General features: G+C 69.5%; 17 protein-coding genes. 11 read left to right on the forward strand and 6 right to left on the reverse strand.

Annotated elements, in window-relative coordinates:
* Nucleotides 1–42: 42 nt before the first annotated feature.
* Together ACS5PM_RS08490 and ACS5PM_RS08495 are read right to left on the reverse strand one after the other, a co-directional pair.
* A complete protein-coding gene (locus ACS5PM_RS08490) occupies nt 43–543 on the reverse strand; it encodes an acyl-CoA thioesterase (protein WP_439387162.1) in 501 nt (166 codons plus the stop codon).
* On the reverse strand, nt 540–848 hold the full coding sequence (locus tag ACS5PM_RS08495) for a DUF2917 domain-containing protein (protein ID WP_439387163.1): 309 nt from the start codon (nt 846–848) through the stop codon (nt 540–542). Before ACS5PM_RS08495 ends, ACS5PM_RS08490 begins: the two co-directional genes overlap by 4 nt.
* Before the next feature lie 172 nt (nt 849–1,020).
* Here ACS5PM_RS08495 and ACS5PM_RS08500 point away from each other — a divergent pair, with 172 nt between their 5' ends.
* Entirely contained in the window at nt 1,021–2,520 is a 1,500-nt protein-coding gene (locus ACS5PM_RS08500; RefSeq protein ID WP_439387164.1) for an aminotransferase-like domain-containing protein, read from the forward strand.
* Between the two features lie 13 nt (nt 2,521–2,533).
* Here the strand turns inward: ACS5PM_RS08500 and alr are convergent, their stop codons facing one another.
* Nucleotides 2,534–3,643, reverse strand: a complete 1,110-nt coding sequence (gene alr, locus ACS5PM_RS08505; RefSeq protein ID WP_439387165.1) for an alanine racemase — start codon at nt 3,641–3,643, stop codon at nt 2,534–2,536.
* Nucleotides 3,644–3,821: 178 nt separating this feature from the next.
* Between alr and lplT the strand changes: the two genes are divergently transcribed.
* The 5 genes from lplT (at nt 3,822) to ACS5PM_RS08530 (ending at nt 8,978) form a co-directional block, all read left to right on the forward strand.
* Nucleotides 3,822–5,099 carry a lysophospholipid transporter LplT gene (gene lplT / locus ACS5PM_RS08510; protein ID WP_439387166.1) on the forward strand — a complete coding sequence of 426 codons (1,278 nt, stop codon included), beginning with the start codon at nt 3,822–3,824 and terminating at the stop codon, nt 5,097–5,099.
* Nucleotides 5,100–5,195: 96 nt separating this feature from the next.
* Nucleotides 5,196–6,080 carry a DMT family transporter gene (locus tag ACS5PM_RS08515; RefSeq protein WP_439387167.1) on the forward strand — a complete coding sequence of 295 codons (885 nt, stop codon included), beginning with the start codon at nt 5,196–5,198 and terminating at the stop codon, nt 6,078–6,080.
* A 62-nt stretch (nt 6,081–6,142) separates the two neighbouring features.
* A complete protein-coding gene (locus ACS5PM_RS08520) occupies nt 6,143–6,628 on the forward strand; it encodes a glutathione peroxidase (RefSeq protein ID WP_439387168.1) in 486 nt (161 codons plus the stop codon).
* Entirely contained in the window at nt 6,618–7,748 is a 1,131-nt protein-coding gene (locus tag ACS5PM_RS08525; protein WP_439387169.1) for a DUF2332 domain-containing protein, read from the forward strand. Before ACS5PM_RS08520 ends, ACS5PM_RS08525 begins: the two co-directional genes overlap by 11 nt.
* Before the next feature lie 33 nt (nt 7,749–7,781).
* Complete coding sequence (locus ACS5PM_RS08530) at nt 7,782–8,978, forward strand: amino acid aminotransferase (protein WP_439387170.1); 1,197 nt, start codon at nt 7,782–7,784, stop codon at nt 8,976–8,978.
* A 61-nt stretch (nt 8,979–9,039) separates the two neighbouring features.
* Here the strand turns inward: ACS5PM_RS08530 and ACS5PM_RS08535 are convergent, their stop codons facing one another.
* Nucleotides 9,040–10,044: a hypothetical protein gene (locus tag ACS5PM_RS08535; protein ID WP_439387171.1), complete on the reverse strand. Its 1,005-nt coding sequence runs from the start codon at nt 10,042–10,044 to the stop codon at nt 9,040–9,042.
* A 216-nt stretch (nt 10,045–10,260) separates the two neighbouring features.
* Between ACS5PM_RS08535 and ACS5PM_RS08540 the strand changes: the two genes are divergently transcribed.
* From ACS5PM_RS08540 to ACS5PM_RS08560, 5 genes are all read left to right on the forward strand, one after another.
* Nucleotides 10,261–11,019 carry a class II glutamine amidotransferase gene (locus ACS5PM_RS08540; RefSeq protein ID WP_439387172.1) on the forward strand — a complete coding sequence of 253 codons (759 nt, stop codon included), beginning with the start codon at nt 10,261–10,263 and terminating at the stop codon, nt 11,017–11,019.
* A 153-nt stretch (nt 11,020–11,172) separates the two neighbouring features.
* On the forward strand, nt 11,173–12,978 hold the full coding sequence (locus ACS5PM_RS08545) for a glycoside hydrolase family 5 protein (protein ID WP_439387173.1): 1,806 nt from the start codon (nt 11,173–11,175) through the stop codon (nt 12,976–12,978).
* Nucleotides 12,979–13,225: 247 nt separating this feature from the next.
* Complete coding sequence (locus tag ACS5PM_RS08550; RefSeq protein WP_439387174.1) at nt 13,226–14,479, forward strand: glycoside hydrolase family 6 protein; 1,254 nt, start codon at nt 13,226–13,228, stop codon at nt 14,477–14,479.
* Between the two features lie 124 nt (nt 14,480–14,603).
* Nucleotides 14,604–16,307: a M14 family metallopeptidase gene (locus ACS5PM_RS08555; RefSeq protein WP_439387175.1), complete on the forward strand. Its 1,704-nt coding sequence runs from the start codon at nt 14,604–14,606 to the stop codon at nt 16,305–16,307.
* Between the two features lie 105 nt (nt 16,308–16,412).
* Nucleotides 16,413–21,533: a hypothetical protein gene (locus ACS5PM_RS08560; protein WP_439387176.1), complete on the forward strand. Its 5,121-nt coding sequence runs from the start codon at nt 16,413–16,415 to the stop codon at nt 21,531–21,533.
* 99 nt (nt 21,534–21,632) lie between these two features.
* Here ACS5PM_RS08560 and ACS5PM_RS08565 read toward each other — a convergent pair whose 3' ends face one another.
* Complete coding sequence (locus ACS5PM_RS08565; protein ID WP_439387177.1) at nt 21,633–24,194, reverse strand: serine/threonine-protein kinase; 2,562 nt, start codon at nt 24,192–24,194, stop codon at nt 21,633–21,635.
* The gene (locus ACS5PM_RS08570; RefSeq protein ID WP_439387178.1) at nt 24,191–24,826 is read right to left on the reverse strand and encodes a sigma-70 family RNA polymerase sigma factor; all 636 of its coding nucleotides are present in this window, start codon (nt 24,824–24,826) and stop codon (nt 24,191–24,193) included. Before ACS5PM_RS08570 ends, ACS5PM_RS08565 begins: the two co-directional genes overlap by 4 nt.
* Nucleotides 24,827–24,912 lie beyond the last annotated feature (86 nt).

The following is a 24,912-nucleotide window of genomic DNA, read 5'->3' on the forward strand; positions in this document are numbered from 1 at the left end:
CGACCGTGGGGCCTCGCAGGCACCGTCCGAGACGGTGCGCGGTCAGGCCGACTCGCCCGGCGCCGGCAGAACCCGCATCTCGCGCTGCCGCTGCTCCATCTCGGCCCGCAGCTGGCGCCTGATCTTGGCGTTGTCGGAGCGGCGCTTTTCGTCCGGGGTGAAGGGGCGCAGCGGCGGCACGGGCACCGGCTTGCCGTCGTCGCCCACGGCCACCATGGTGAAGAAGCAGCTGTTGGCGTGGCGCACTTCCTGGGTGCGGATGTTCTCGGCCACCACCTTGATGCCGATCTCCATCGACGAGGTGCCAGTGTGGTTGACCGCGGCCAGGAAGGTCACCAGTTCGCCCACGTGGATGGCCTGGCGGAACATGACCTGGTCGACGCTCAGCGTCACCACGTAGCGGCCGGCATAGCGGCTGGCGCAGGCGTAGGCCACCTGGTCCAGCAGCTTCAGGATCGTTCCGCCGTGGACATTGCCGCTGAAGTTCGCCATGTCGGGCGTCATCAGCACGGTCATGGACAACTGGTGGGCGGGCTGGGTCATGGTTGCGGGCAGGTTCGAGGCGGCGGGGCTGCGATTGTCGCGCCCGGGATCCGATCGCGGGTGCGCCCGCCGTCCTCCACAAGCAGGAGCTGTGCCGCGGTCTCGGATCCGACCAGCGCCTGCGCGCCGGCCGGCAGCCGGATCGACTGCCCGGGGTCGAGGAAGTGGTCGTCCGGATCGAGCGCATGGGTCACCCAGACCCGACCACGCAGCACACTCAGCCAGACCGGCCGGTTCTCGGCGCAATGCAGGAACTGTCCAGCGCCCATGTGAAGAGTGGTCGAAGTCGTTTCGGGGGATGACATGGCAGGCTCCTTGAAGGCGCCGCCAGTCTGGCCAAGGCCCGCCCAGCGCGGCAGATCCAGCGCCCGGGCATATCGATCAGCACAGATCCCCGCCGAAGCCCTCTGTATCGGGCACAGATGGCGACATCTGTGCTGGTACAGGGCTGACCGATGTCCTCACAATGGGGTCGCCATGGATGCCAGCGCCCCGGATTCGACCTCGCCACCCGCCCTGCTTTACCAGCGCATCGCTCAGCAGATCGAGCTGGCGGTCGCTCATGGCGCGGTGCGCGCCGGCGAGCGGTTGCCCTCGGTGCGCCAACTCAGCCAACAGCACGGAGTCAGCATCACCACCGCGCTGCAGGCGCTGAGACACCTGGAGGATCGCGGCATCGTCCAGGCGCGGCCCAAGTCCGGCTACTTCGTCATGCCGCCGCCACCGGCATTGCCCGAGCCGCAGGTCGACCTGCGCGTCGACGGCGCAGCGTTCGTGAACATGGACCAGGTCCTGCACGACTTCCTGCTGACCATGGAGGATCCGCAGGCCCTGCCGGCCTTCCAGGCGCTGCCCGCGCGGCCCTTGCTGCCCGAGGCCAAGCTGCAGGCCATTCTCGCCAGCGTGAACCGGCGCCACCCCGAATACGCCACGACGTACTCGCTGGCGGGCAGCCTGGCGCTGCGCCAGCAGATCGCGCGCCGGGCCGTCGGATCGGGTGTGCAGCTGCGGCCGGAGGAGATCATGATCACCAACGGCGGCATGGAGGCGCTGTACCTGGCGCTGAAATCGGTCGCCTCGCCGGGCGAGACGGTCGTGGTCGAGTCACCGACCTACTTCAGCCTGCTGCAGACCATCGAGAGCCTGGGCATGCGCGCGCTGGAGATCCCGAGCCATCCACGCGCCGGCATCTCGCTGGAGGCGCTGGATTTCGCCACCCAGGGGCCGCGCACGGTGCGCGCCTGCGTCGTGCTGCCGCACTTCCCCAACCCGGGCGGCAGCCTGATGCCGGTGGAGCACAAGCGCCGCCTGGTTCAGCTGTGCGCCGAGCGCGGCATCAGCCTGATCGAGAGCGACATCTACGGCGAGCTTTACTTCGGCGAGCAGCGCCCGCCGGTGCTCAAGAGCTACGACCAGCACAACGACGTGATCCTGTGCTCGGCCTTCACCAAGACGGTGGCGCCGGGCTACCGCATCGGCTGGATGGCGCCCGGCCGGCATCTGATGAAGGCGCAGGCGCTGAAGATGCGCATGTCGTGCGCCAGCCCGATGCTGCAGCAGGAGGTGCTCGCGCAATTCATGCGCGACGGCGGCTACGACCACCACCTGCGCAAGCTGCGCGCGTCGCTCAAGGCGCAGGCGCATCACATGGCGGATGCGGTGGCGCGCTACTTCCCAATGGGCTGCCGGCTGAGCGTGCCGCAGGGCGGGCTGCTGCTGTGGATAGAGCTGCCGCGGCACGTGGATTCGCGCGCGGTGTTCGCCCTCGCGCGGCTGGAGCACATCGGCGTGGCGCCCGGCGCGGCCTTCAGCATCAGCCGCCGCTTCGACCACTTCATCCGCCTGCAGTACGGCGAACCCTGGTCGCCGCGCATGGAGGCTGCCATCAAGCGGCTCGGCCAGATCGTCAAGGGCTTGGCCGAGGCCACGTCACCGGCCTACCCACAGCAGTTCGCCGCGGAGGCCTTGCGGGCTTGAGCCTCGAGGCCCTTCAGTCCGCGACGCTCACCGGCACGCGAGGCGCCAGCGCGCACATCAGCTCGTAGCCGATGGTGCCGGCGGCTCGCGCCACTTCGTCGATCGGCAGGCGGCTGCCACGCGGGCCCTGCCCCCACAGCGTGACCTCGCTGCCCGGCCGGGCCGACGGCACCGGCGTGAGATCCACCGCCAGCATGTCCATCGAGACGCGGCCGACGGTCGAGCTGCGAACGCCATCGACCAGCACCGGCGTGCCCGTGCCGGCGTGGCGCGGGTAGCCATCGGCGTAACCGCAGGCCACGATGCCGATGCGCAGGGTCCGCTCGGCGACGTAGGCGCTGCCGTAGCCCACCGACTCGCCCGGCTGCACGAACTGCGTGGCCAGCAGACGGGAGCGCAGCGTCATCGCGGGCTTCAGGTCCCAGTGCGCGCTGTCGTGCTCCGGATAGTCCGGCACGCCGCCGTAGCTCATGATGCCGGCACGGACCCAGTCCCCGCGCACGCGAGCGTCCTTCAGGTGGCGCAGGGTGGCGGCGCTGTTGGCCAGCGAGCGCTCGCCCGGCAGGTCGGCCGTGGCCTCGTGGAAGGCCTGGACCTGGTGCGAGATGCCGTCGCGCCCGAAGCGGTCGGCATCCGCGTCCGAGAAGTGCGTCACCAGCACGATCTCGTCGACCTGCGGCAGGGCGTTCAGACGCGCCCAGGCGGCACGGAAGGCCGCGGGCCGGAAGCCCAGGCGGTTCATGCCGCTGTTCATCTTGAGGAACACCTTGTGCGGCTGGTGGGTCTTGTGGGCCGCGAGCCAGTCGATCTGCTCTTCGCAGTGCACCACGTGCCACAGGTTCAGTCGCGAGCACAGCTCCAGGTCGCGCGGCTCGAACACGCCTTCGAGCAGCAGGATGGGGCCGCGCCAGTCGAGCGCGCGCAGGCGCTCGGCCTCGGCCAGGTCCAGCAGGGCGAAGCCGTCGGCCCCGCGCAGGCCCGCATAGGCCCGCTCGATGCCGTGCCCGTAGGCGTTGGCCTTGACCACCGCCCACACCCGCGCGTCGGGGGCGCACGCGCGTGCCCGCTCGAGGTTGTGGGCCAGGGCGTCGGTGTGGATCAGGGCTTCGATCGGGCGGGGCATACGGATTTCCTAGGCGTGGAATTCTGCCAGCCGCCCAACCCCTGGCCGGAGGCAGCCGGAGGCGGCCGGACGGCACGGGAAACCCCGCATGCTATAAACCGCGACGCTTCGGACCGACCCCAGGAGATATGACCTCGCCCCGCAGCGCCCAGCCGCAGGCGCACGGCACGCCAGCCGCATGAAAAAAGGCTTCTACACCATCATGTCAGCGCAGTTCTTCAGCTCGCTGGCAGACAACGCCTTGCTGGTCGGAGCGATCGAGCTGTTGAAGACCACCGGCGCGCCGGGCTGGCAGGTGCCGGCCCTGACGCCGATGTTCGCGCTGTTCTACGTCGTGCTCGCGCCGCTCGTGGGCGCCTTCGCCGACGCCGTGCCCAAGGGCAAGGTGATGTTCTATTCGAACAGCATCAAGGTCGTCGGCTGCCTGATGATGCTGTTCGGCGCCCATCCGCTGATCGCCTATGCAGTGGTCGGACTCGGCGCCGCGGCCTACTCGCCGGCCAAGTACGGCATCCTCACCGAACTGCTGCCCCCGTCGCAGCTCGTCAAGGCCAACGGCTGGATCGAGGGGCTCACCATCGCCTCCGTCATCCTGGGCGTGGTGCTGGGCGGCCAGCTCGTCGGCCCGCGCATGGCGCCCATGTTGCTGGGCTTCGACCTGCCGGTCATCGACACCGGCATCGACACGCCGCCCGAGGCGGCCATCTCGGTGATGGTGTTCCTGTACATCATCGCGGCGGCCTTCAACCTGCGGATCCCCCGCACCGAGGCGCCGCTGCAGCCGCTGACCATGAACGCGTTCGATCTCGTGCGCGACTTCGGCCAGTGCAACGCGCGTCTGTGGGCCGACAAGCTCGGTCAGATCTCGCTGGCCACCACCACCCTGTTCTGGGGCGCCTCGGCCAACCTGCGGGTCATCGTCTTCGCCTGGGCCGCGGCAGCGCTGGGCTACACCACCACCCAGGCCTCCACGCTGACCGGCGTCGTGGCCATAGGCACCGCCATCGGAGCGATCGTGGCCTCGGTCTTCATGCGGCTGGACAAGGCCACCAACGTGATCCCGCTCGGCATCGCGATGGGCGTGCTGCTGGCGATGCTGAACGTCATCCACAACGCCTGGGTCGCCGCGCCCTTCCTGGTCATCCTGGGCGGCGTGGGCGGCTACCTCGTGGTGCCCATGAACGCGCTGCTGCAGCACCGCGGCCACAACCTGATGGGCGCCGGCCGCTCGATCGCGGTGCAGAACTTCAACGAGCAGGCCTGCATCCTCGGCCTGGGCGCGCTGTACACCGGCATGACCCGGCTGGGCCTGTCGACCTTCTCCACCATCGCCGTCTTCGGTTTCGGCGTGGCGGGCACGATGTGGTGGATCCACCGCTGGCACAAGCGCAACAGCACCCTGCACCGCACGGAAGTCGATCGACTCCTCGCCATCGCCCGCTCCGATAGACATTAACCCCCACGCCCCCTTCCGGGGGCTGCCCCCCGAGGGGGCTCTTGCAGCGGACCGGCAAAGCCGGATCCGCGCAAGGACCTTGGTTTGGACACCGTGATGAGACCCGGACCGGAGGCGACAAATCGGTGGCAACCCGCCCTGGCGCTGGTGCTCAACGCGCTGATCTGGGGCACCTCGTGGTGGCCCTTCCGCCAGTTGCACGAGCAGGCGGGACTGCACCCGCTGTGGACCACCGCCGGCGTCTACCTGATGGCGGTCGCCGTCATCGGGGCGCGGCGCCCGGCGGCCTGGATTGAACTGGCCCGCACGCCGGCGCTATGGCTGATCGTCCTCGCCTCCGGCACCACCAATGCCACGTTCAACTGGGGCGTGACGGTAGGCGACGTGGTGCGCGTGGTGCTGCTGTTCTACCTGATGCCGCTGTGGGCGGTGCTGCTGGCCCGGCTGGTGCTGAAGGAGCCGCTGACCCCCAATGCCGTGCTGCGCGTGCTGCTGGCGCTCACCGGCGCGGTCATCGTGCTCTGGCCGCAGGAGGGCACGTCGCTCTGGCCGCTGCATGTCACCGACCTGCTGGGCGTGATCGGCGGCTTCAGCTTCGCGCTGAACAACGTGATGCTCAAGCGCGAGTCGCAGCGCAACGAATCGGCGCGCGCCCTGGCGATGTTCCTCGGCGGGGCGATGGTGGCGGCCCTTCTCGCCGTGGCCCTGGGGCCCGAGCGCGTCCCGATGCCGACCGGCCTGTCGGTCGGGTGGCTCGCGTTCGCCGCGACGCTTGGCGGGCTTTTCCTGCTCAGCAACCTGGGCCTGCAGTACGGCGCCGCGCGCCTGCCGGCCAATGCCACCGCGGTGATCATGCTGACCGAGGTCGTCTTCGCCTCGGTGTCGGCGCTGGCGCTGGGCGCCGGGTCGCTTACGCCGTCCCTGGCCCTGGGCGGCTCGCTCATCGTCGGGGCCGCCTTGCTGGCCGCCTGGCGGCCCTGACACAGCCGCGGCTTTGCCCGCGCGTTAGCATCGCCAACGCCTATTTGCAGCGGAGCTTCACGATGAGCAGCGTCTACGACTTCAGCGCCCAGACCATCCAGGGCGAGCCCATCGACCTGAAGAGATTCGAGGGCCAGGTGCTGCTGCTCGTCAACACCGCCAGCGAATGCGGCTTCACCCCGCAGTTCAAGGGCCTGCAGGCCCTGCACGAGCGCTATGCCGGTCGGGGTTTCGCGGTGGTGGGCTTTCCCAGCAACGAGTTCGGCGGCCAGGACCCGGGCAGCAACGACGAGATCGCCTCCTTCTGCGAGATGAACTACGGCGTCAGCTTCCCCATGATGGCCAAGGTCGAGGTCAACGGCGGCAACGCGCACCCGCTGTGGAAGTGGCTCAAGGGCGAGAAGCCCGGCTTCCTCGGCACCGAGGCGATCAAGTGGAACTTCACCAAGTTCCTCGTCGGCAAGGACGGCCAGGTCATCAAGCGCTACGCCCCGCAGGAAGAGCCCGAGAAGCTGGCCAAGGACATCGAGGCGGCGCTTGCCGGCTGAAGCGCCGGCCGAACTCGCGGGCCCTTTGCGCGCCTTCGCCCGCGAGCACCCGCGCGATTCGCTCTACGCCCGGTTGGCCCTGGTGATCGCCGAGCGACCGGCAGTGCTGGAGCTGCTGCAGGCCGCGCCGCCTGCGCGACGCTGGCCCACGCTGCTCTTCGCGGCCCTCCACGATCGCCTGCTGGCGCTGCGTGACGGTGGCGCCGGGCTGCCAGCGCTTGCCGCGTACTACCCGAGCCTGGGCGGCTCGCGACAGCCGGACGCAGCCTTGGGGAGTGCGCTCGAGGCCTTCGTTGCTGAACAGGCCGAGCCCCTGCGCGAGACCGTCGCCACCCGCACGACCCAGACGAACGAGGTCGGCCGCTCGGCGGTGTTGTGGCCCGCACTCGCGGAGATCGCCCGCTCGCAGGGGGATCGCCCGCTCGCGCTGTTCGATTTCGGCTGCAGCGCGGGACTGAACCTGTCGGTGGACGCGATGCACGTCGCCTACCGTCAAGCCGACGGCAGCCCCTGGTTCGACGCCGGCGCGGCGGACGGCGAGTCGCCGGTGCTCGTCTGTCGCCTCCTGGCCGATCCCCCGCCCACGTCGGCCTGGCGGATCGCCTGCCGGATGGGCGTCGACCGGGCGCCGGTGGCCCTGAACGACGAGCCCGCGCTGCGCTGGCTTCGCGCCTGCCTCTGGCCCGGCGAGACGGCGCGGGCGGAGCGCTTCGAGCGTGCGCTCGCGCTGGCGCGGGCGGCGAACCACGAGGTGCGCGCGGCGGACGATGGTCTGGCCGTCCTGGCCGCGTGGCTGCGCGAACTTCCCGCCGGAGTGACGCCTGTCCTCTTCAACAGCTGGGTGCTGGCCTATTTCACGGCCGACGAGCTGGCGGCGCACACGCGCCGCGTTCAGGCCCTGGTGCGCGAGCATGGCCTCGTGTGGCTGAGCGCTGAGGACGACGAGCGGCTCGCGGCGACCACCGGACTCCTCGCCGAACCGGCCCGCCATCCCACCGCCCACGGCACGCCGACCCACTGGTCGGTGACCTGGCGAGACGGATCGGAAGAGGTCCGCAGCAGACTTGTGGCACGCAGCCACGCGCACGGCGAATGGCTGGAATGGCTGGCGCCACGATAATCGCGGCTTCCCATTCCATCAGTCACCCTGCCCATGTTCGCCCACATCACGCCCTACGCTGGCGACCCCATCCTGTCCCTGAACGAGGATTTCCAGAAGGACCCGCGGACGGGCAAGATCAACCTGTCGATCGGCATCTACTTCGACGACGCCGGCCGCATCCCGGTGATGCAGTCGGTCGAGAAGGCCGAGGCCATCCTCGCCTCCAAGGTCGGCCCCAAGCCCTACCTGCCGATGGAAGGCGCGGCCAACTTCCGCGCCGTCGTGCCGCAGCTGCTGTGGGGTGAGGGCCATCCTGCACTGGCCGCCGGCCGCGTGGCGACCATGCAATCGGTCGGCTCCAGCGGCGGCCTGAAGGTCGGCGCCGACTTCATCAAGACCTGGTTCCCGGACAGCGCGATCTGGGTCAGCGACCCGACCTGGGACAACCACAAGGCCGTGTTCGAAGGGGCGGGCCTGAAGGTCAACACCTACCCCTACTACGACAGCCTCACCGGCGGCCTGCGCTTCGAAGCGATGCGCGACACCCTCGCCGGCCTGCCGAACAAGAGCGTGGTGCTGCTGCACGCCTGCTGCCACAACCCGACCGGCGTCGACCTCACCAAGGCCCAGTGGGACGAGCTGATCCCGGTGCTCAAGGAGCGCGAGCTGATCGCCTTCCTCGACCTGGCCTACCAGGGCTTCGGCGACAGCATCGATGAAGACGCCTACGCCATCCGCGCGCTCACCGACGCCGGCCTGTCCTTCTTCGTCGCGAACTCGTTCTCGAAGAACATGAGCGTGTACGGCGAGCGCTGCGGCGCCTTGAGCGTCGTCTGCCCGGATGCCGCCCAGGCCGCGCTGGTGCTGGGGCAGCTGAAGTTCACCGTGCGCCGCAACTACTCCAATCCGCCCATCCACGGCGGCCAGCTGGTGGCCACCATCCTCGGCACGCCCGAGCTGAAGGCCCTGTGGGTGAACGAGGTCGATGCGATGCGCGACCGCATCCAGGCCATGCGCAAGCGCCTGCACGCGGTGCTGAGCGCCAAGCTGCCGGAACGCGACTTCAGCTACTTCCTGACCCAGCGCGGCATGTTCAGCTACACCGGCCTGTCGGTGGCCCAGGTCGATCGCCTGCGCGAGGAGTTCGGCGTCTACCTGATCCGCACCGGGCGCATGTGCGTGGCGGGGCTGAACAACGGCAACGTCGAGCGCACGGCCGAGGCGATGGCGGCGGTGCTGGCGGGCTGAGCGGTCAAACCCTTCGAGACAAGCGGGGCCCGACAGGGCCCCGCTTGTCTTTGACGAGTGTTCAGTGGCTCAGGCTCGACAGTTCCTCGAGCGAACGCGACGCCATGTAGGGCGCGACATCAGCCGGATAGTGGTAGACGTAGTCGCATTTCACGCGACGGCCCAGATCGACGGCCCACCAGCAAGTGCTTGTGGACGTATAGGTTCCGCCCTCCAGGCCCGTCACATTCGTGTACGTGATGGCGGCCTTCACACGCAGGGCATCAAAGGTTCCGGCGGGCACGGTGATCTTCTGGAAGGCCTCCACGGTGCGAGAGTAGTCCATGGTGAAGGTGGCGCCGCTCGCGCAGGTACGGGTCGCCTCGCCGGTCCAGGTCTTGCCGACGTGCATGGGAAAGCTGAACTGGATCACCGCCTGGTCATAAAGGCAGCCACCAGCCAAATCGATGGGCTGCCAACCCAGATAGCCGTCCTGCGCGTCATACAGCGATCGGGTGTAGTACGTGTCGGGAAAGTCGACGCCTCCCATATCGAGCCCATAGGCGCCGTTGTCCAGCAGCGTCGTACGAGTCCGATAGCTCATGTCTTCGATCGTGCCATTGCCCAGGGTGAGGGTGCTCTTCCACATGGAAAGCTCGCCGGCCACCGGCGCCACATGACCGAACTCCTTCGGCGCCACGGTCACGTTCAACGTCGCCTTCTCGCTCGGGTTCGCCTTGTTGGTGAACACCACCACCAGCGTGCCGCCGGCGTTGCTGCTGACGGTCATCGACTTGGAGGTGAACGAGAAACCGTTGACCTCGTAGCTGCTGTCGGTCGCTGTCGGCTCCCAGCGGGTCTCGCCCGGGGAATCGAAAACCAGGGTCGCGCCGGAGGCGACTTCGACCGTGCTGGCTTCACCCGCCGACAGCGGGCCGGCCGAATCTGGCACGTCGTCGACCTTGACGCTCACCTCCAGCGCGGGCTGGTCGTCGCCACCACCGCCGCCGCCGCACGCGGCCAGGGCCGTGACGGCCGCCATTCCCAGGGCGCGCAGGGGCGCTCCCATCCACATGCCGATTCGCATGCCAACTCCCTCTCGTGTTTCAAAGACTGCTGGCACCGGCGGTGCCCAGCCCGTGTCGCGGGCCGCCGGCACGATATCTGCGGCGGCCCGAGACACCTCTCAACAAACTACTGACCGGGTCGACGATTCACGGCCGAGCGTGACATTTCTCAGCCGGCCGCCGGGGGCTGCCTACAATGGCCCAGCCCCCTCGCACCGCTCACAGAGCCGACCGCCATGTGCCAGCTGCTCGGCATGAATGCCAACACGCCGACCGACGTGATGTTCAGCTTCACCGGCCTGGCCACGCGCGCCGACGAGCACAAGGACGGCTTCGGCATCGGCTTCTTCGAGGATCGCGGCGTGCGGGTCTTCATCGATCACGCCAGCGCCCGCGAGTCGGCCATCGCCCAGCTGGTCAAGACCTACCCGATCCACAGCGACAACGTCATCGCCCACATCCGCAAGGCAACCCAGGGCCGGGTGGCGCTGGAGAACACCCACCCCTTCGTGCGCGAACTCTGGGGCCGCTACTGGGTCTTCGCGCACAACGGCGACCTGAAAAGTTTCAACCCGCGGCTGCACGCCGCCTTCCGCCCGGTAGGCGACACCGACAGCGAGCGCGCCTTCTGCTGGCTGATGCAGGAGCTGTCCAAGGCGCATGCCGCCGTGCCCGAGGTCGCCGAGCTCACCTGCACCCTGCGCGAGCTGATGCCCGAGCTGCACCGCCACGGCACCTTCAACATGCTGCTGTCCAACGGCCAGGCCCTGTGGGCCCATGCCTCCACTCACCTGCACTGGATCGTGCGCCAGCATCCCTTCCGCAGCGCCAGCCTGAAGGACGAGGACGTGCGGGTCGACTTCGCCAGCGCGACGACACCGGACGACCGCGTCGCGGTGATCGCCACCGAGCCGCTGACGGCCGACGAGACCTGGACGGCTTTCGCGCCCGGTGAGTTGAAGGTCTTCGTGGGCGGCCTGCCCCTGCCGGGCTGAACGGGCGCTCACCGCGCCTGCTGTCGTTTTGAGGCGATGGACCGCCGGTCCATTGCAACCGCACGTATGTAGACGGCGCCGGCGGTTGCAGCTTGCAAGACCATGCCGCCCTTCGCAGGGCTAATGGCGGTCCTCTCACTTGAAAACGGCAGCATGGACTCACGTCGGACGACCGCGTTGCAGCGCTTGGCACTGCTCACCTTGATGACCAGCCTGGCCGCGTGCGGCGGCAGTGGTGAATCCACGCCGGCACCGCCGCCGGTGAGCGGTACTCCCAGCCCTTCGCCGAGCCCGGCCCCCGGCAGTTGCTCCGGCTCCGGCGTTCTCTTCTGCGAAGACTTCGAATCCAGCGCGTTCGGCACGGCATCGGCCAGCAGCTGGACGATCGAGCAGAACAACGCGGCCGCGACGATCGATGCCACGCATGCCCGCGGCACCAGGGCGCTGCACCTGAACACCACGCGCAACGGCATGGCGTTCCTGGTGCCCCGCACCTTCGCGCCACCCGGCAACAGCGTGTGGGGGCGCATGTGGGTCTGGGTGAACCAGTTTCCGACCGCGCCCCAGTACGCCCACTTCACGATGGTGGAGGCCTCGGGCACCGGCAGCGGCACGCTCGTGCGGCCCATCGGCGGGCAGTTCATTCCGGGCAAGGGCAACGGCCACGCGCTGTGGGGCAGCGGCAGCGATGGCGGGCCGACGGGCGACTGGACGAACTGGCAGGAGACCACGCCGACCGCCGACGCCCGCTGGACCTGCATGGAGTGGCATCTCGATGCGACGAAGAACCTCGTCGACGTCTGGATCGACGGCCTGCCCAAGCCTGAACTCGAGGTCTCCACGAGCAACCACGGCGGCAACGCGACGGACTTCGTGTTCCCGGCCTTCAACAAGATCCGCATGGGCTGGCAGCTCTACCAGGGCGGGTCGACCCCCGGCAGCTTCGACGTGTGGATGGACGACATCGCCCTGGCGACGTCCCGCGTGGGCTGCGGCAGCGGGGTGCAGCCGATCAAGTCGAGCGGCCTGCAGTGGCGTGGCGTCACGCTCGCCGGCGCCGAGTTCGGGCCGGCTGCCATCCCGGGCACCTACAACACCGACTACACCTACCCCACCGCGAGCGAAGCGGCGTACTTCAAGGGCAAGCGCATGAACACCGTGCGCCTGCCGTTCCTGTGGGAGCGGCTGCAGCCCACGCTGGGCGGCGCGCTCGATGCGACCGAGCTGGGCCGCGTCCAGGCCTTCGTCGACAGCGTCACCGCCACGGGCATGAACGTCATGCTCGACCCGCACAACTACGCGCGCTGGCACGGCAACCTCGTGGGCAGCGATGCGGTGCCTGCGAGTGCGCTGGCGGACTTCTGGAGCCGGATGGCCCAGCAGTTCAAGGGCAACCAGAAGGTCGTCTTCGGGCTCATGAACGAGCCGCACGACATGCCCGGCGAGCAGTGGCTGAGCGCCGCCAACGCCGCCATCGCCGCGATTCGCGCCACCGGAGCGGACAACACCATCACCGTGCCTGGCAACGCCTGGACCGGTGCGCACAGCTGGCTGCAGGACTGGTACGGCACGCCCAACGGCACGGTGATGAAGGGCATCGTGGATCCCTTGAACCACTTCGTCGTCGAGGTCCACCAGTACCTCGATGCCGACTCCTCGGGCACGAGCGAGAACTGCGTGAGCCCGACGATAGGCTCGCAGCGCCTGGCCGATTTCACGGCGTGGGCCCGCACGAACGGCGTGCGCGCCATGCTGGGGGAAACCGGGGCGGCCTCGAACCCGACCTGCCATGCCGCGGTGGCCGACACCCTGGCGTACCTGCAAGCCAACCCCGATGTCTGGAACGGCTGGCTCTGGTGGGCCGCAGGGCCGTGGTGGGGCAACTATGCGTACTCGATCGAGCCGGCCAACGGCGCCGACAAGCCCCAGATGTCCGTGCTGCAACCCTACCTTCCCTGAAACCGACATGAACAAGACCAAGAGCACATCGTCACCCCTTGCGCGGGTGGCGTGCCTGTTCGCGTTGGCGGCGTCGTTGACCGCCTGCGGCGGCGGCGGCGGCCATTCGGCGAGCCCCTCTCCGGCGCCAGCGCCGGGGGTCGGCGGATCGCCTTCACCTTCCCCTTCCCCGTCGCCAACGCCATCGCCACCACCTTCCCCGTCTCCCTCGCCGTCGCCGTCCGGCAACCCCTTTGCGAAGGCGTTGATGTATGTGGATGCGGACTACGTCGCTGCAGTCGATACGTCCGCGGCGCGAGTGGCCGGCGTGCCGTCCGACGCTGCGCGCGTCGCCGCCGCCCGGTCCTTTCCGACGGCCGTGTGGCTCGATCGGCTGGCCGCCATCGACGGCGCCAAGGCCTCCGGCGGCGCGATGGGCCTGGCCGACCATCTTGACGCGGCCCTCGCGCAGCAGGCCTTGAAGGCCGACCGGGGCGCAGTGCCGCCGATGGCCGTCACGATCGTCGTCTACGACCTGCCCGACCGGGACTGCGCCGCCGCCGCCTCGAACGGCGAGCTCAGCGCGGCCAACGGCGGCCTCGCCACTTACGAGACGCAGTACATCGACCGCATCGCGGCCATCGTGTCGCAGCCGAAGTACGCGGGCTTGCGCATCGTGACGATCATCGAGCCGGATTCGTACCCGAACATGCTCACCAACGTGGGCAACGGGCACGCGGCCTGCGACGCCGCCAGCGCCAACCAGACCTATGTGCAGGGCATCCGCTACGCACTGGCCAGGTTCGCGACCATCCCGAACGTGTCCATGTACCTCGACATCGCGCATTCGGGCTGGCTGGGCTGGGACAACAACCGCAGCAAGGCGATCGCCGGCTACAAGGAGCTGATCGCCGGCGCCACCCCCGAAGGCCGGCTGGACATCGTCCGCGGGTTCGCCACCAACACCGCCAACTACACCCCGCTGGACGAGCCGTTCTTCGACGGCACCGCCGACGTCATCGGCACGGGCGGCACCACGCAGTTCTACGAATGGAACCCGGCCATCGACGAGCTGACCTACATCGACAAGCTGCGCAGCGAGTTCGTCGCGGCCGGCTTTCCCGGCACGCTGTCCTTCATCGTCGACACCTCGCGCAACGGCTGGGGCGGCAGCGGGCGGCCCACCCACGCGTCGGCCGACGTGGACGACATGCGCATAGACCGCCGGGCCCACCGAGGCAACTGGTGCAACGTCAGGAACGCCGGCATCGGCGAGCGCCCTCGCGCCACGCCGGATGCGACACGCCCCTATCTCGATGCCTACCTGTTCGTGAAGCCGCCCGGTGCGTCGGACGGCACGAGCGACAGCACGGCCACCACGCCCAACGACGAAGGCAAGCGCTTCGATGCGATGTGCGGCAGCGGCAACGTCGATGCCTTGCAGGGCGCGCCGCATGCGGGCCATTGGTTCCACGACCAGTTCCTGATGTTGCTGCGCAACGCCTATCCGCCCTTGCCCTGATCGACTCGCGTGCGGGGAGCCACGACCGGTGTCGAGCCTCTTCCCGGGCCTGTCCAGGGCGAAATGACCGGCGCGGGCCGGTCTGCGACACTTTGCCGACCGCCGCCATCGCCGTGTCACGAGCATGTCCACTGCCGCATTGCCCACCCCCGCATTCGACCGCTTCTACCGCCACGAAGAGCTGACGCAGCTGCTTCGTGACTACGCCGAAGCCCGGCCCGGCCTGGTCGAGCTGCGCTCGCTGGGCCGCAGCCACGAAGGGCGCGACATCTGGCTGGCCGTGCTGACGAACCAGGCCACCGGCGCCGATGCCGACAAGCCGGCCTTCTGGGTCGACGGCAACATCCACGCCGCCGAGCTGACCGCCAGCACCGCGTGTCTGTACTGGCTGCACCAGCTGCTGTCGAACCACGGCGAAGACGCGAAGGTCACCGAGCTGCTGGACTCCCGCGTGGTCTACCTCTGCCCGCGGCTGAATCCCGACGGTGCCGAGCTCGCGCTGGCCGACGTGCCCCGGCACATCCGCTCGTCCACGCGGCCGTACCCGTTCGACGAGCCGCACGTGGAGGGCCTGACGGTGCAGGATGCGGACGGCGACGGCCGCATCCTGCAGATGCGCATCCGCGACCCCAACGGCAGCTGGAAACCCCATCCCGAAGAGCCGCGCCTGCTGGTCCCGCGCGAGCCCGGCGAGTTCGGCGGCAGCTACTACCGCGTGATGCCCGAGGGCCTGCTCGAGCAGGGCTTCGACGGCACCGGCATCCGCGTCAACCGCGACCGCGAGGGCCTGGACCTGAACCGCAACTTCCCCGCCTACTGGCGGCAGGAGTTCGAGCAGCAGGGCGCCGGCCCCTATCCCACCAGCGAGCCCGAGGTCAGGGCGATGGTGGACTTCATCGTCAGGCATCCGAACATAGGCGCGGCGGTGAGCTTCCACACCCACTCCGGCGTGATCCTGAGGCCCATGGGCACGCAGAGCGACGACGACATGACGCCGGAGGACCTGTGGATCTACAAGCGCCTGTCGGACCTGGGCGCCAAGCTCACCGGCTACCCGGCGATCAGCATCTGGCACGACTTCAAGTACCACCCCAAGGAGATCATCACCGGCACGCAGGACTGGGTCTACGAGCACCTCGGCGCCTTGTTCTGGACGGTCGAGATCTGGGCGCCCAACAAGGAAGCGGGCATCACCGAGTACGACTGGATCCACTGGTACCGCGACCACCCGCCGGAAGACGATCTCAAGCTGCTGAAGTGGAGCGACGAGCACTGCGAAGGCCGGGCCCACAACGACTGGCGGCCCTTTGCGCACCCGCAGCTGGGCGAGGTGGAGATCGGCGGCTGGGATCGCATGAACTACTGGCGCAACCCGCCGCCGAAGTACCGCGAACGCGAGGTCGCGCGCTTCCCGGCCTGGCTCACGCAGCTGGGCCTGACGCTGCCGAAGCTGCAGCTGCTGTCGGCGAGCGCCGAGCCGTTGGGGCCGCAGACCTGGCGAGTCGCCGTCGTCGTCGGCAACGCCGGCTACCTGCCGAGTTATGTGACCAAGCGGGCGCTGGAGCGCAAGGTGGCCCGGGCCTGCGTGTTCGAGCTGGAGCTGCCGCCGGGCGCGAGCCTCGTCAACGGCAAGCGCCGCATCGAAGGCCCTCAACTCGAGGGCCACGCGCCGAAGAACTCGCTGCAGGCCTTCCTGCCCGAACGCGAGGTGACGGCCGACCGGGCCCGGGCCGAGTGGATCGTGCGGGCCCCGGCCGGTACGGTGCTCGGGTTCAAGGCCGCGTCCGGCCGCGCGGGCACGGTGCGCTGCGAGCTGACGCTGGGCTGAGCACCGTCCGCGATTCCGTAGTTGCCGCGCACCTGGCGGGTTCCTAAGCTCGCGGGCTCCCAGGTCCTTGCCGGACCTTCCTGCCCGCCAACGAGGAGCCCACCCGTGTCGATCAACATCGGCGGCTACGCGCCTGTCTACACCCCCGTCCACACCCCGGTCCACAACGCTACCGAGCCCAAGCCGGACCACGGCAAGAGCGCCGATGCGCAAGCCGCCCTGAACGAGGCGCTGGCGGCGGCCCGCCGCGCTCTCGAGGCGGCACGCGCCGCGCAGGCGGCGCTCGAGAAGGCCCGGGAGGCGGCGAAGAAGAACGAGGATGCGGCCAAGACGGCGAGCCTGAAAAAGGACGTCGAGGCCAAGGAAGCCGCGGCCGGCCGCCTGTGGGCCGACGCGAAAGTGGCCGCCAAGGAGGCCCTCGCCGAGGGCGGAACCGAGGCCGGGGGCAAGACCGCCGGACAGCTGAAGGCCATGGCCGCCAAGGACGAGGGCTGGAGCGGCCTGGTCGACGCCGCCGCGAAGGAACGGCCCGACATCGCCATCGCCGCCAGCGGCCAGGCCGGCACCGATGCGGCGGCCAGGCGCGTGTCCTCGGCCTTTGCGTCCGGTGGCGAAGCTGCCGCGGTCCAGCAACTGCGCACCGAGCTCCAAGCCGCCGGCAACGGCGAGCAGCGCAGCGCGATCCTGCGCGCCGCCATGCCGGTCGTCGACCGCGTGGCGAAAGCCCTGGGCACCGAAAGCAGGAGCACCGACGGCGACTGGGTGGCGAAGGCCGAAGCGCCTTGCAGCCCCGATCCGGACAGCCCCAACCCCATCGACACGCGCGGCGAGTACGACCATGCGCTGGCCGACCTGGAGGCCAGCGTCGAGCTCGCCGGCGACAAGGAAGCCGCCTTCCACATCGCCCATGACCTCCTGCAGGTGATGCCCGGCGGCGACCGCGCCAACAGCGCCAACAACCTGCTCGGCCTGCTCGGGCTGGACCTGGATCAGTCGTCTGCCGGCAACACTTCGATGCTCGAGACGGCGATGGCGGCCGCACTGGTGCAGCCCGACGCCAAGGGCCAGAAAGGCAGCGTGCTGGCCATGCCGCTGGCCCAGCGCGACGAGGCGGCGCGGCTGCTCGCGCCGGACAGCCCGGTGCAGCTGACCATCCGAGACTGGACCGACGAGCAAGGCGTGAAGCACGACGGCACGCTCTGGCACGAAGTCGAGCAGAACCCCGACCTGCTGCTCACCGACCAGCAACGCACCGAGCTCGACCAGCGCACCAAAGGTTGGACGGCCGCAGAGGCGCTGAACGAGAAGAGCAAGCTCGCGATGGAGAACCTGCGCCAGCAGAACCCCGACAAGGACCTCGACAAGGCCCAGCGCGGCGACAGCTTCACCTACCGGCTCCAGGATGCTCGCAAGGACTTGCCGCAGCCCCTGGCGCCCCGCGTGCAGGACGAGGTCACCCGATCGAAGAGCGGGCACCAGGACGACCTGCAGTACGGCGTCGACCTCGACGCGCTGACCCACACCAAGGCCTTCCGCCAGCTCGACACCAACCAGCAGGAAGCCGCCATCGGCCAGTTCGACCGCGCGATCAGCCAGGCCGCCAAGGGGGGCCAGCCGCTGGAGGCGAAGCAGAAGGACCAGCTGCGCGAGCTGATCGGCTCGAGCAGCTTCCATGACGTGAACTCACGGGTGCAGGACCGCGTGTTGGGCCTGTTCAGCGAACTCGCGATGAATGGCCCGGGCCACCTCGACGGCTTGAAGCGGCTGGTCGATCACGCGGGCTTCCGCGCCCTCGACAGCGAGGCGAACGAGTTCAAGGTGCTCGATGCCTACCAGCACGACGGCGTCTACCGTGGCGTGGTGGACAAGCTCACCGCGCGCACCGACCTCTCGCCCACCGACTCGCGCACCGCGCTGGACCGGCTGACGCAAGTGCAGTCCGGACTGCTCTACAGGAGATCCGACGACGGCAAGCAACAGCAGATCCTCGACGCGGCCTGCCAGACGGTGACGGACCCCCGCTTCCGCGGCCTGGCCCGCAACCAGCAGGACAAGGCGATGGACTCGCTGATGCTGGCCCACGACCTGCTGGTCGTTCCGGACGACGGCGGCGTGGACCAGGCGCTCAAGGCGGCGGCCGCGGTCAAGCCCAAGGAGGCCGCAAGCCCGCCGCCGGCGGGATCCGGCAAGCAGGCGTCTACGACTTACGGCCCGCAGACGCCCCAGGGCGAGCTCGGGAAGTTCGAGGCCAAGGCGCACGAGGTCGCGACCTCGGACAAGACCATCAATGACCCGCTGCGCCGCATCGCCGGCGACGATCCGGTGACCTACGCCTACCTGAAGGTGCAGGCCGAGCACAAGGACGAAAAGGTCTTCCTGAAGCTGCTCGACGAGACCCTGCCCCAGCACCGGCGCGACTACACCACCGGGCAGGTCAAGGCCCTGGTCGGCACGGGCGACGCCGACAAGGCGATGAAGCTGCTCGACCACCAGCTCGACGCCACCAAGGATCCAGCCGAGCGCCAGAAGCTTTGGCAGGCCGCCGGCGAGCCCGTCTTCTCGCGCAGCTGGTTCGACCAGCAGATCGACCAGAAGCTCGAAGGCCAGGGCCTGAAGCTGGACGCGCTGGGCGAGCTCTTCTCCGAGGTCGGCGAGAACGCACCGCCCGAGGCGGCCAACCTGATGCTGGACGCCATCAAGGCCCGCACCGACCAGGGCCCGGACAACCCGCTGTGGAGGTTCCTGGTCAATGACGTGTCGGACAACGCCGAGACCTACGAGGGCCTGTCGCTGCTGGTCGAACGCGCCGACTCGCTGGGGGCGAACCGGGCCGACGAGTTCGCGGACTTCTATGCCAAGGCCTTCGACCAGGTCTCGCGCGATCGCACGTTGTCGCCTTTCACGACGCTGATGCTCGAAGGTGGGGTGGAGCACGGCCTGCACAACAAGATCACCAGCTCCATCGCCGAGCACGGCGCCGCCAAGCTGAGCGTGGCGCTCTGCAACGCGGCCAGGAAGCATGCGGACGGGCCGGAGAACGGCAACGGCAGCGACTGGACCCGGACCATCGAGGACAAGACGCGCAACTCGATCCGCAGCGGCATCAAGGAGTTTCGCGAGAACCTCTCCGACGATGTCACGCGGTGGCAGGAGGACAACAAGAACGCCCTGCGCCTGGTGCAGGACTACGGCAACCTCGACCCCGAGGGCGTGGCGCGCGCCATCACCCGCGACCGCCTGGAGAACCCGGACACCTACTACAGGATGGAGGAGGATGGGCCCGCCGGCGTGGACCCGTCCTACGCCCAGGTCGAGCAGCGCGGCGTGCAGCTCGACGGGCTGATGCGTGACCTCAACGGGCTGGGCATCAACTTCGACAAGCCCTCGGTGCCGGACGAGAAGCGGCTGGGCGAAGAGATCCAGGGGCTGGACCAGGATCCGGTCGCGCTCAGCACGCTGCAGAACAACCAGACGCTGGACGGGCACCGCGCCAGCCAGATCAACTTCGGGCATTTCGCGCCCGCCAACAGCCCCTGGAACCCGGCCGCCGTGGTCGGCTCGCAGCGGGACCACGTCGACAAGCTGGTGCGCGACTACCACCTGCCCGACAAGCTGGCCGACCAGCTGCACGAGCGCACCGACCAATGGGAGACGGCGCTGCGCGACGAGCTGGGCAAGGATGCCAAGGTCTCCAGCGACAAGCTCCAGCGACTGACGGACGACTACCAGACCGACCTGAAAACGCTGCTCGACGGCAAGCTGCCCCGGGGCGGCGAGGGCGTGCTGGTCAAGCCGAGCAGCCAGGTGGTCGACGAGATCAGGACGAATGTCAAGACTTTCGGAACCATCACCTCCACGCTGCGGCTGACGATGAACTGGTACCGCGACTCCGGCGACTCGCTGCTGCGCATCTACAACCAGGTCGCCTTCCACCGCAGCCTCGACGGGAAGCGGTTCGACCCTGACAAGGAGCTGCTCAAGAATGCCGCTCGCCTGGGCCTGAGCGACGAGAAGACCGTCGACAAGTCGATCAAGTTCATGGAGAAGATGCAGGCCGAGGTCGACGCCCGCACACCCGCCGGCGCATCGAAGCCGTCCGCTGCCGACGCCAAGGCCCTGATGGACGAGTTCAAGCGCCAGGCGCCGCAGTTCGGCCCGGCCCAGCCCTTCGATCCCAAGGCCCTGCCGGACGCGATGAAGACCTCCGAGCGGCTCACGCGCGGGCTGGGCATGGTGTGCTTCTTCGGCTCCTCCTTGAACAACGCGATCAACGCGTCGAACGAGAAAGGCGTCACCAGCAGCGACGCCTTCGCCGCGCTGTTCGGCACCGGCGTGGTGATCGAGGCCTACCGCAGCGGCAGGGGCCTCGAAATGCAGGGCGGCAAGCTGCAAGAGGGCCTGCAGAAGGCGGGCATGGGCCCCAACGGCGCCGAGCAGTTGTCCAAGGTCTTCAAGTCCAATGCCCTCGGCAGCCTGGTGGGGTTGGCCGACCTGGCCTGGGCCGTCGAGGATTTCACCGGCTACACCGTGCTTCGCAACAAGACGACCGGCGAGGGCGACATGACGGCGGGCCTGCTGACCAGCGGCGTGGTGGCCGGCGACCTGGTGGAGATCGCCGCGGCGGGCTGGCGCGCCCGGGCGACCACGATGCTGGCCGCAGAGGGCGCGACCCTGGCGGGCGCCGGCTGGGCCCCCATCGTCGGCTGGGTGGCGGCCGGCGTGCAGGCCGTCTTCCTCGGGGCGCGGTTTGCCTACGGCGTGACCAAGGACAAGAACAAGTTCGAGTTCGCGGACAACCCCGATTACGCCGCAATGGTGAAGTCGCTGGGCTTCACCGGGGACCAGGCCCGCGAGCTGATGAACCAGAGCGGCGGCAACACCGACGTGAAGGTCCAGGACTGGGAGTGGCTGGTGCCGGGCTGGAACAGCTGGCAGTCCCTCCACGCCCTGTTCGGCCTCGGCGAGTCCTTCTTCCAGGAAGGCGCCATGGGCCCCATGCACGTGCTGAACCCGCTGTTCGACGCCAACGACGTGCCGCAGGAGCAGCGGCTGCAATACCTGCAGTCGCTGTCGCCCGGCGAGATGAAGGAGCTGGTCGCCCAGACCCACAAGATCCTGGACGACGACATGGACGACGACGGCAAGATTCCCGGCGCCAGCACCGAGGGCCTGGAGAGCTGGATGCGGGAACACCAGCTGTGGAAGGCGGCGTACCTGGGCGCTTGAGTCCCCCGGGCCGACGACGTGGGACGGCAGGCCGTGCCCGCCGGCACGGATCGTCGTCGCCGGTCTGGGCCGGGCCGGGTCGGGTCGGGTCTGGCCCGGCTAGGCAGCGCAACGCGCGAGTTGCGCCTCGACGTCCTGCCGGCTCAGCTCCCCGTCGTTGGAGCTGGGCAGCTCGTCCGGGATGCGTTGCAGCAGCGAACGGCTCGCACGGAAGTGCTGGCAGGCTTCGGGACCCGGTGGCCCGCCGGGACCGGTGGCGGCTCGGCCGGCGACGAAGTGCGCCTCCGCCGCGGTGTGCAGGTGCATCGTGCTGCCCTGGGTCGCGGGGGGCGACTCTTCGTACGTCGCCAGGGCCTGCCTGGCCTGCTCGGCGGCACCGGCCGCATCCTTCTGGTCGAGCAGCACACGGGCCAGTGCGATGCGCGAGTTCATCAGGTTGAAGGCGAGGTGCTCGTCGCGCGCGTTCAGGCGCGCGATGGACGCCAGTTGCTCGGTCGAGCGGCGCAGGACCGCGGCCGCGCGGGCCGGCTCGCCGGTGCGCTGCAAAGCCAGGCTGAGGTAGGTGCGGCCTTCGGCGAGCGAGCCGGCCAGCCCGGCATCCTGCGGCGATCGCGCGCTCCTTTTCTCGGCCAGCGCGACCCATTTCTGCAAGGGCTCCAGCGCCTGCTGGGCGCTCTGCGTGCTGCGGTCGCGCTCGAGGTGGTAGACGCCCCGCCGCGCATAGGCGGTCACGAGCAGGTCCACCGTGTCGTCATCGTCCGGCTTCAGGGACAGCAACCTGGAAAGCACCAGCTCGCATGCCGTGGCATGGGCCAGGAAGCCGGCCGCGTCGCCGCTTTCGTGCAGCACCCAGGACAACAGGCCGTGGACGTTCGCAGTGGCCGTCATCACCCGGGTGTCGCCCGGGGCCTGGGCGGCCGCTTCGTCGAGCAGTGCCAGGGCCTGCTCTGCCGCCTGGCGGGCCGAATCGCGGTGCGCTGTGTAGCTCAGGACGGCCGCCTGGCGGCCCAGCGTGGCGACGCGCTCCAGGTCGAGCTCGATCGGGGTGACCGGCAAGCCGCGCCCGACGAGCGCCTGCAGCAGGGTCGCGCTGCGCTTGTAGCTGGCCAGCGCACCTTCGAAGTCGCCGAGGTTGGCCCAGTTGGGCCGGCCCTGGATGTCGCCCAGGCGCCGGTAGCTGCGCGCCAGGTCCAGGGCCAGCGTGGCGTCGCCCGGGGCATCGGCCTCCAGGGCAGCCAGGTAGGCCAGCGCCTTCTCCACCAGCCACTTCCGGGCGTCGATGGAGCCGGGCAGCTTGGCGATCTCGTCGTGCACCTCGAACATCGCCAGGTTGGCCAGGCTGCGCACCTTGGCCGAGGCCTGCTGCGCGTTCTGCCGTTGCAAGCGGGCCTCGTGGGCCTGGTCCAGCGCCAGCGCGAGGCCCGCGACGAGCGCCAGGTTGGCCACCAGTGCGCCGGCGGCCACCGCGCGGTGGCGTACCAGCCAGCGGCCGAGCCGGTAGCCGGTGGCGCCGCGGCGAGCGCCCACCGGCAGCCGCTCGAGGTGGCGGAACAGGTCGTCGGCCATGTGCTCGGCGGATGGATAGCGCGCCGCCGGATCCTTGCGCAGGGCCTTGGCGACGACGGCGTCGAGATCGCCTCGCAGCAGCCGCGGCGGCATCGCGCCTTCCTGGCCGGCGGCGGCCTCGCTCAGGCGCAGCGGCTCCTCTTCGCAGATGGCGCGGGCGAGTTCAAACGAGGCGGCTGTCGTCGTCTCCAGGTCGTAGGGCGAGCGGCCGGCGAGCAGGCGGCACAGGACCACGCCCAGCGCGTAGACGTCGCTCGCCGGGCCGACCGCCTGGCCGCGCACCTGCTCGGGGCTGGAGTACAGCGGCGTCATCGCGCGCAGGGCCGTGACCGTCTCGTCCCGCGCAGCCTCGGGCAGCGGCTCGATCAGCTTGGCGATGCCGAAGTCGACCAGCTTGATCTGCCCCTCGGGCGTGACCAGGATGTTGCGGGGCTTCAAGTCGCGGTGGATCACGCCGCGCTGGTGGACGTAGTGCACCACCTGGCAGACGGCGCGCATCAGGGCTACCCGTTCGCGTACGTTCAGGTCGTGGGCGTCGCAGTAGTCGGTCAGCGGACGGCCATCCACCAGCTCCATGACGAAGTACGGCAGGCCTTGCCCGGTGACGCCGCCGTCGAAGACCTTGGCCAGGTTGGCGTGGTCCAGGCGGGCGAGGATCTGGCGCTCGCGCTCGAAGCGCAGCACGGCCCCCTCGCCCACCAGGCCGTCGCGCAGCACCTTGATCGCGACCTGCTTCTCGAAGGCGCCGTCGGCCCGTTCGCCAAGGTAGACATCGCCCATGCCGCCGCTGCCGATGCGCCGAACGAGGCGGTAGGCCCCCAGCGGCTGGCCCAGGCGCAGTGCATCGGCGTGCTCGCGCACCAGCGCATCCACCACACCGGGTGCCAGCCCCATCAGCTGCGGACGGGTCTGGTCGTGGGCAGCGAGCAGCGAGGCCAGCTCCTCGGCCAGCGCCGGATCGCGGCCGCGCAGCTCGGCGAGCATGGCCGCGCGGCCCTCGGGCGGCAGCTCCAGCGCCTCGGCCAGGGCGGTCTTGACCCGCTGCCAGCGGCGTGCGTCCTCGTCTTCCAGGGCCTCGTCTTCGTCGCGCCTCATCGGGCTTTCAACTCGCGCAGCAGCCAGGCGCGGGCCGTGGCCCACTCCCGCTTGACCGTGGCCGTGGAGATGCCCAGGCACTGGGCCGTCTCCTCGACCCCGAGCTCGCCGAAGAAACGCAGCTCGACCACGCGGGCCTGCTGCGGATCCAGCGCCTTCAGGCGGTTCAGCGCCTCGTCGAGCGCCAGCAACTCCATCCAGCGCGACTCCGGCGCGGCGAGCACCTGCTGCAGCGAAAGCTCTTCGTCGTCCAGGCTCGCGTGGGGTGCACCGCCGCCTCGCTTGCGAGCCTGTCGCGCTCGCGCATGGTCGACCAGGACCTGGCGCATCACGCGGCTGGCCCAGCCGTAGAACTCGTAGCGGTTGGACCAGCGCGAAGAACGCTGCTGCGACAGCCGGATGAAGGCCTCGTGCACGAGGCCGGTGGCCTGCAGGGTGTGCCCGGGCTGCTCGCCCCGCGCCGCGGAGCGCGCCACGCGCCGCAACTGGCCGTAGACCGCGGGGATCAACCGGTCCAGCGCCGAGCGGTCGCCGTCGGCCCAGGACTGCAACAGGGTGGTCACCTCGCCCGGCCCCGCCCCGGTGGGCGATGGGGCAGGCAACGACGGTGCAAGCGACGCGGACGTTCTCACGGCGGCTCCCTGGGCTCTTCGGAGGGACGCGATGCTACGTCGCCGCTGCCGTGCAGGGCTATACGGGTTGTAAGGGTGTTGCGGCC

The organism is Ideonella flava (assembly GCF_051857595.1).
GTDB lineage: Bacteria > Pseudomonadota > Gammaproteobacteria > Burkholderiales > Burkholderiaceae_C > Ideonella.

Bases quoted from the DNA above. Each gene is read 5' to 3' on its own strand.
- ACS5PM_RS08545 (WP_439387173.1), top strand. From the start codon at position 11,173: ATGGACTCACGTCGGACGACCGCGTTGCAGCGCTTGGCACTGCTCACC.
- ACS5PM_RS08530 (WP_439387170.1), top strand. From the start codon at position 7,782: ATGTTCGCCCACATCACGCCCTACGCTGGCGACCCCATCCTGTCCCTG.
- ACS5PM_RS08500 (WP_439387164.1), top strand. From the start codon at position 1,021: ATGGATGCCAGCGCCCCGGATTCGACCTCGCCACCCGCCCTGCTTTAC.
- ACS5PM_RS08495 (WP_439387163.1), bottom strand. From the start codon at position 848: ATGTCATCCCCCGAAACGACTTCGACCACTCTTCACATGGGCGCTGGA.
- ACS5PM_RS08520 (WP_439387168.1), top strand. From the start codon at position 6,143: ATGAGCAGCGTCTACGACTTCAGCGCCCAGACCATCCAGGGCGAGCCC.
- ACS5PM_RS08490 (WP_439387162.1), bottom strand. From the start codon at position 543: ATGACCCAGCCCGCCCACCAGTTGTCCATGACCGTGCTGATGACGCCC.
- ACS5PM_RS08555 (WP_439387175.1), top strand. From the start codon at position 14,604: ATGTCCACTGCCGCATTGCCCACCCCCGCATTCGACCGCTTCTACCGC.
- alr (WP_439387165.1), bottom strand. From the start codon at position 3,643: ATGCCCCGCCCGATCGAAGCCCTGATCCACACCGACGCCCTGGCCCAC.
- ACS5PM_RS08550 (WP_439387174.1), top strand. From the start codon at position 13,226: ATGTATGTGGATGCGGACTACGTCGCTGCAGTCGATACGTCCGCGGCG.
- ACS5PM_RS08515 (WP_439387167.1), top strand. From the start codon at position 5,196: ATGAGACCCGGACCGGAGGCGACAAATCGGTGGCAACCCGCCCTGGCG.
- lplT (WP_439387166.1), top strand. From the start codon at position 3,822: ATGAAAAAAGGCTTCTACACCATCATGTCAGCGCAGTTCTTCAGCTCG.
- ACS5PM_RS08565 (WP_439387177.1), bottom strand. From the start codon at position 24,194: ATGAGGCGCGACGAAGACGAGGCCCTGGAAGACGAGGACGCACGCCGC.
- ACS5PM_RS08540 (WP_439387172.1), top strand. From the start codon at position 10,261: ATGTGCCAGCTGCTCGGCATGAATGCCAACACGCCGACCGACGTGATG.
- ACS5PM_RS08535 (WP_439387171.1), bottom strand. From the start codon at position 10,044: ATGCGAATCGGCATGTGGATGGGAGCGCCCCTGCGCGCCCTGGGAATG.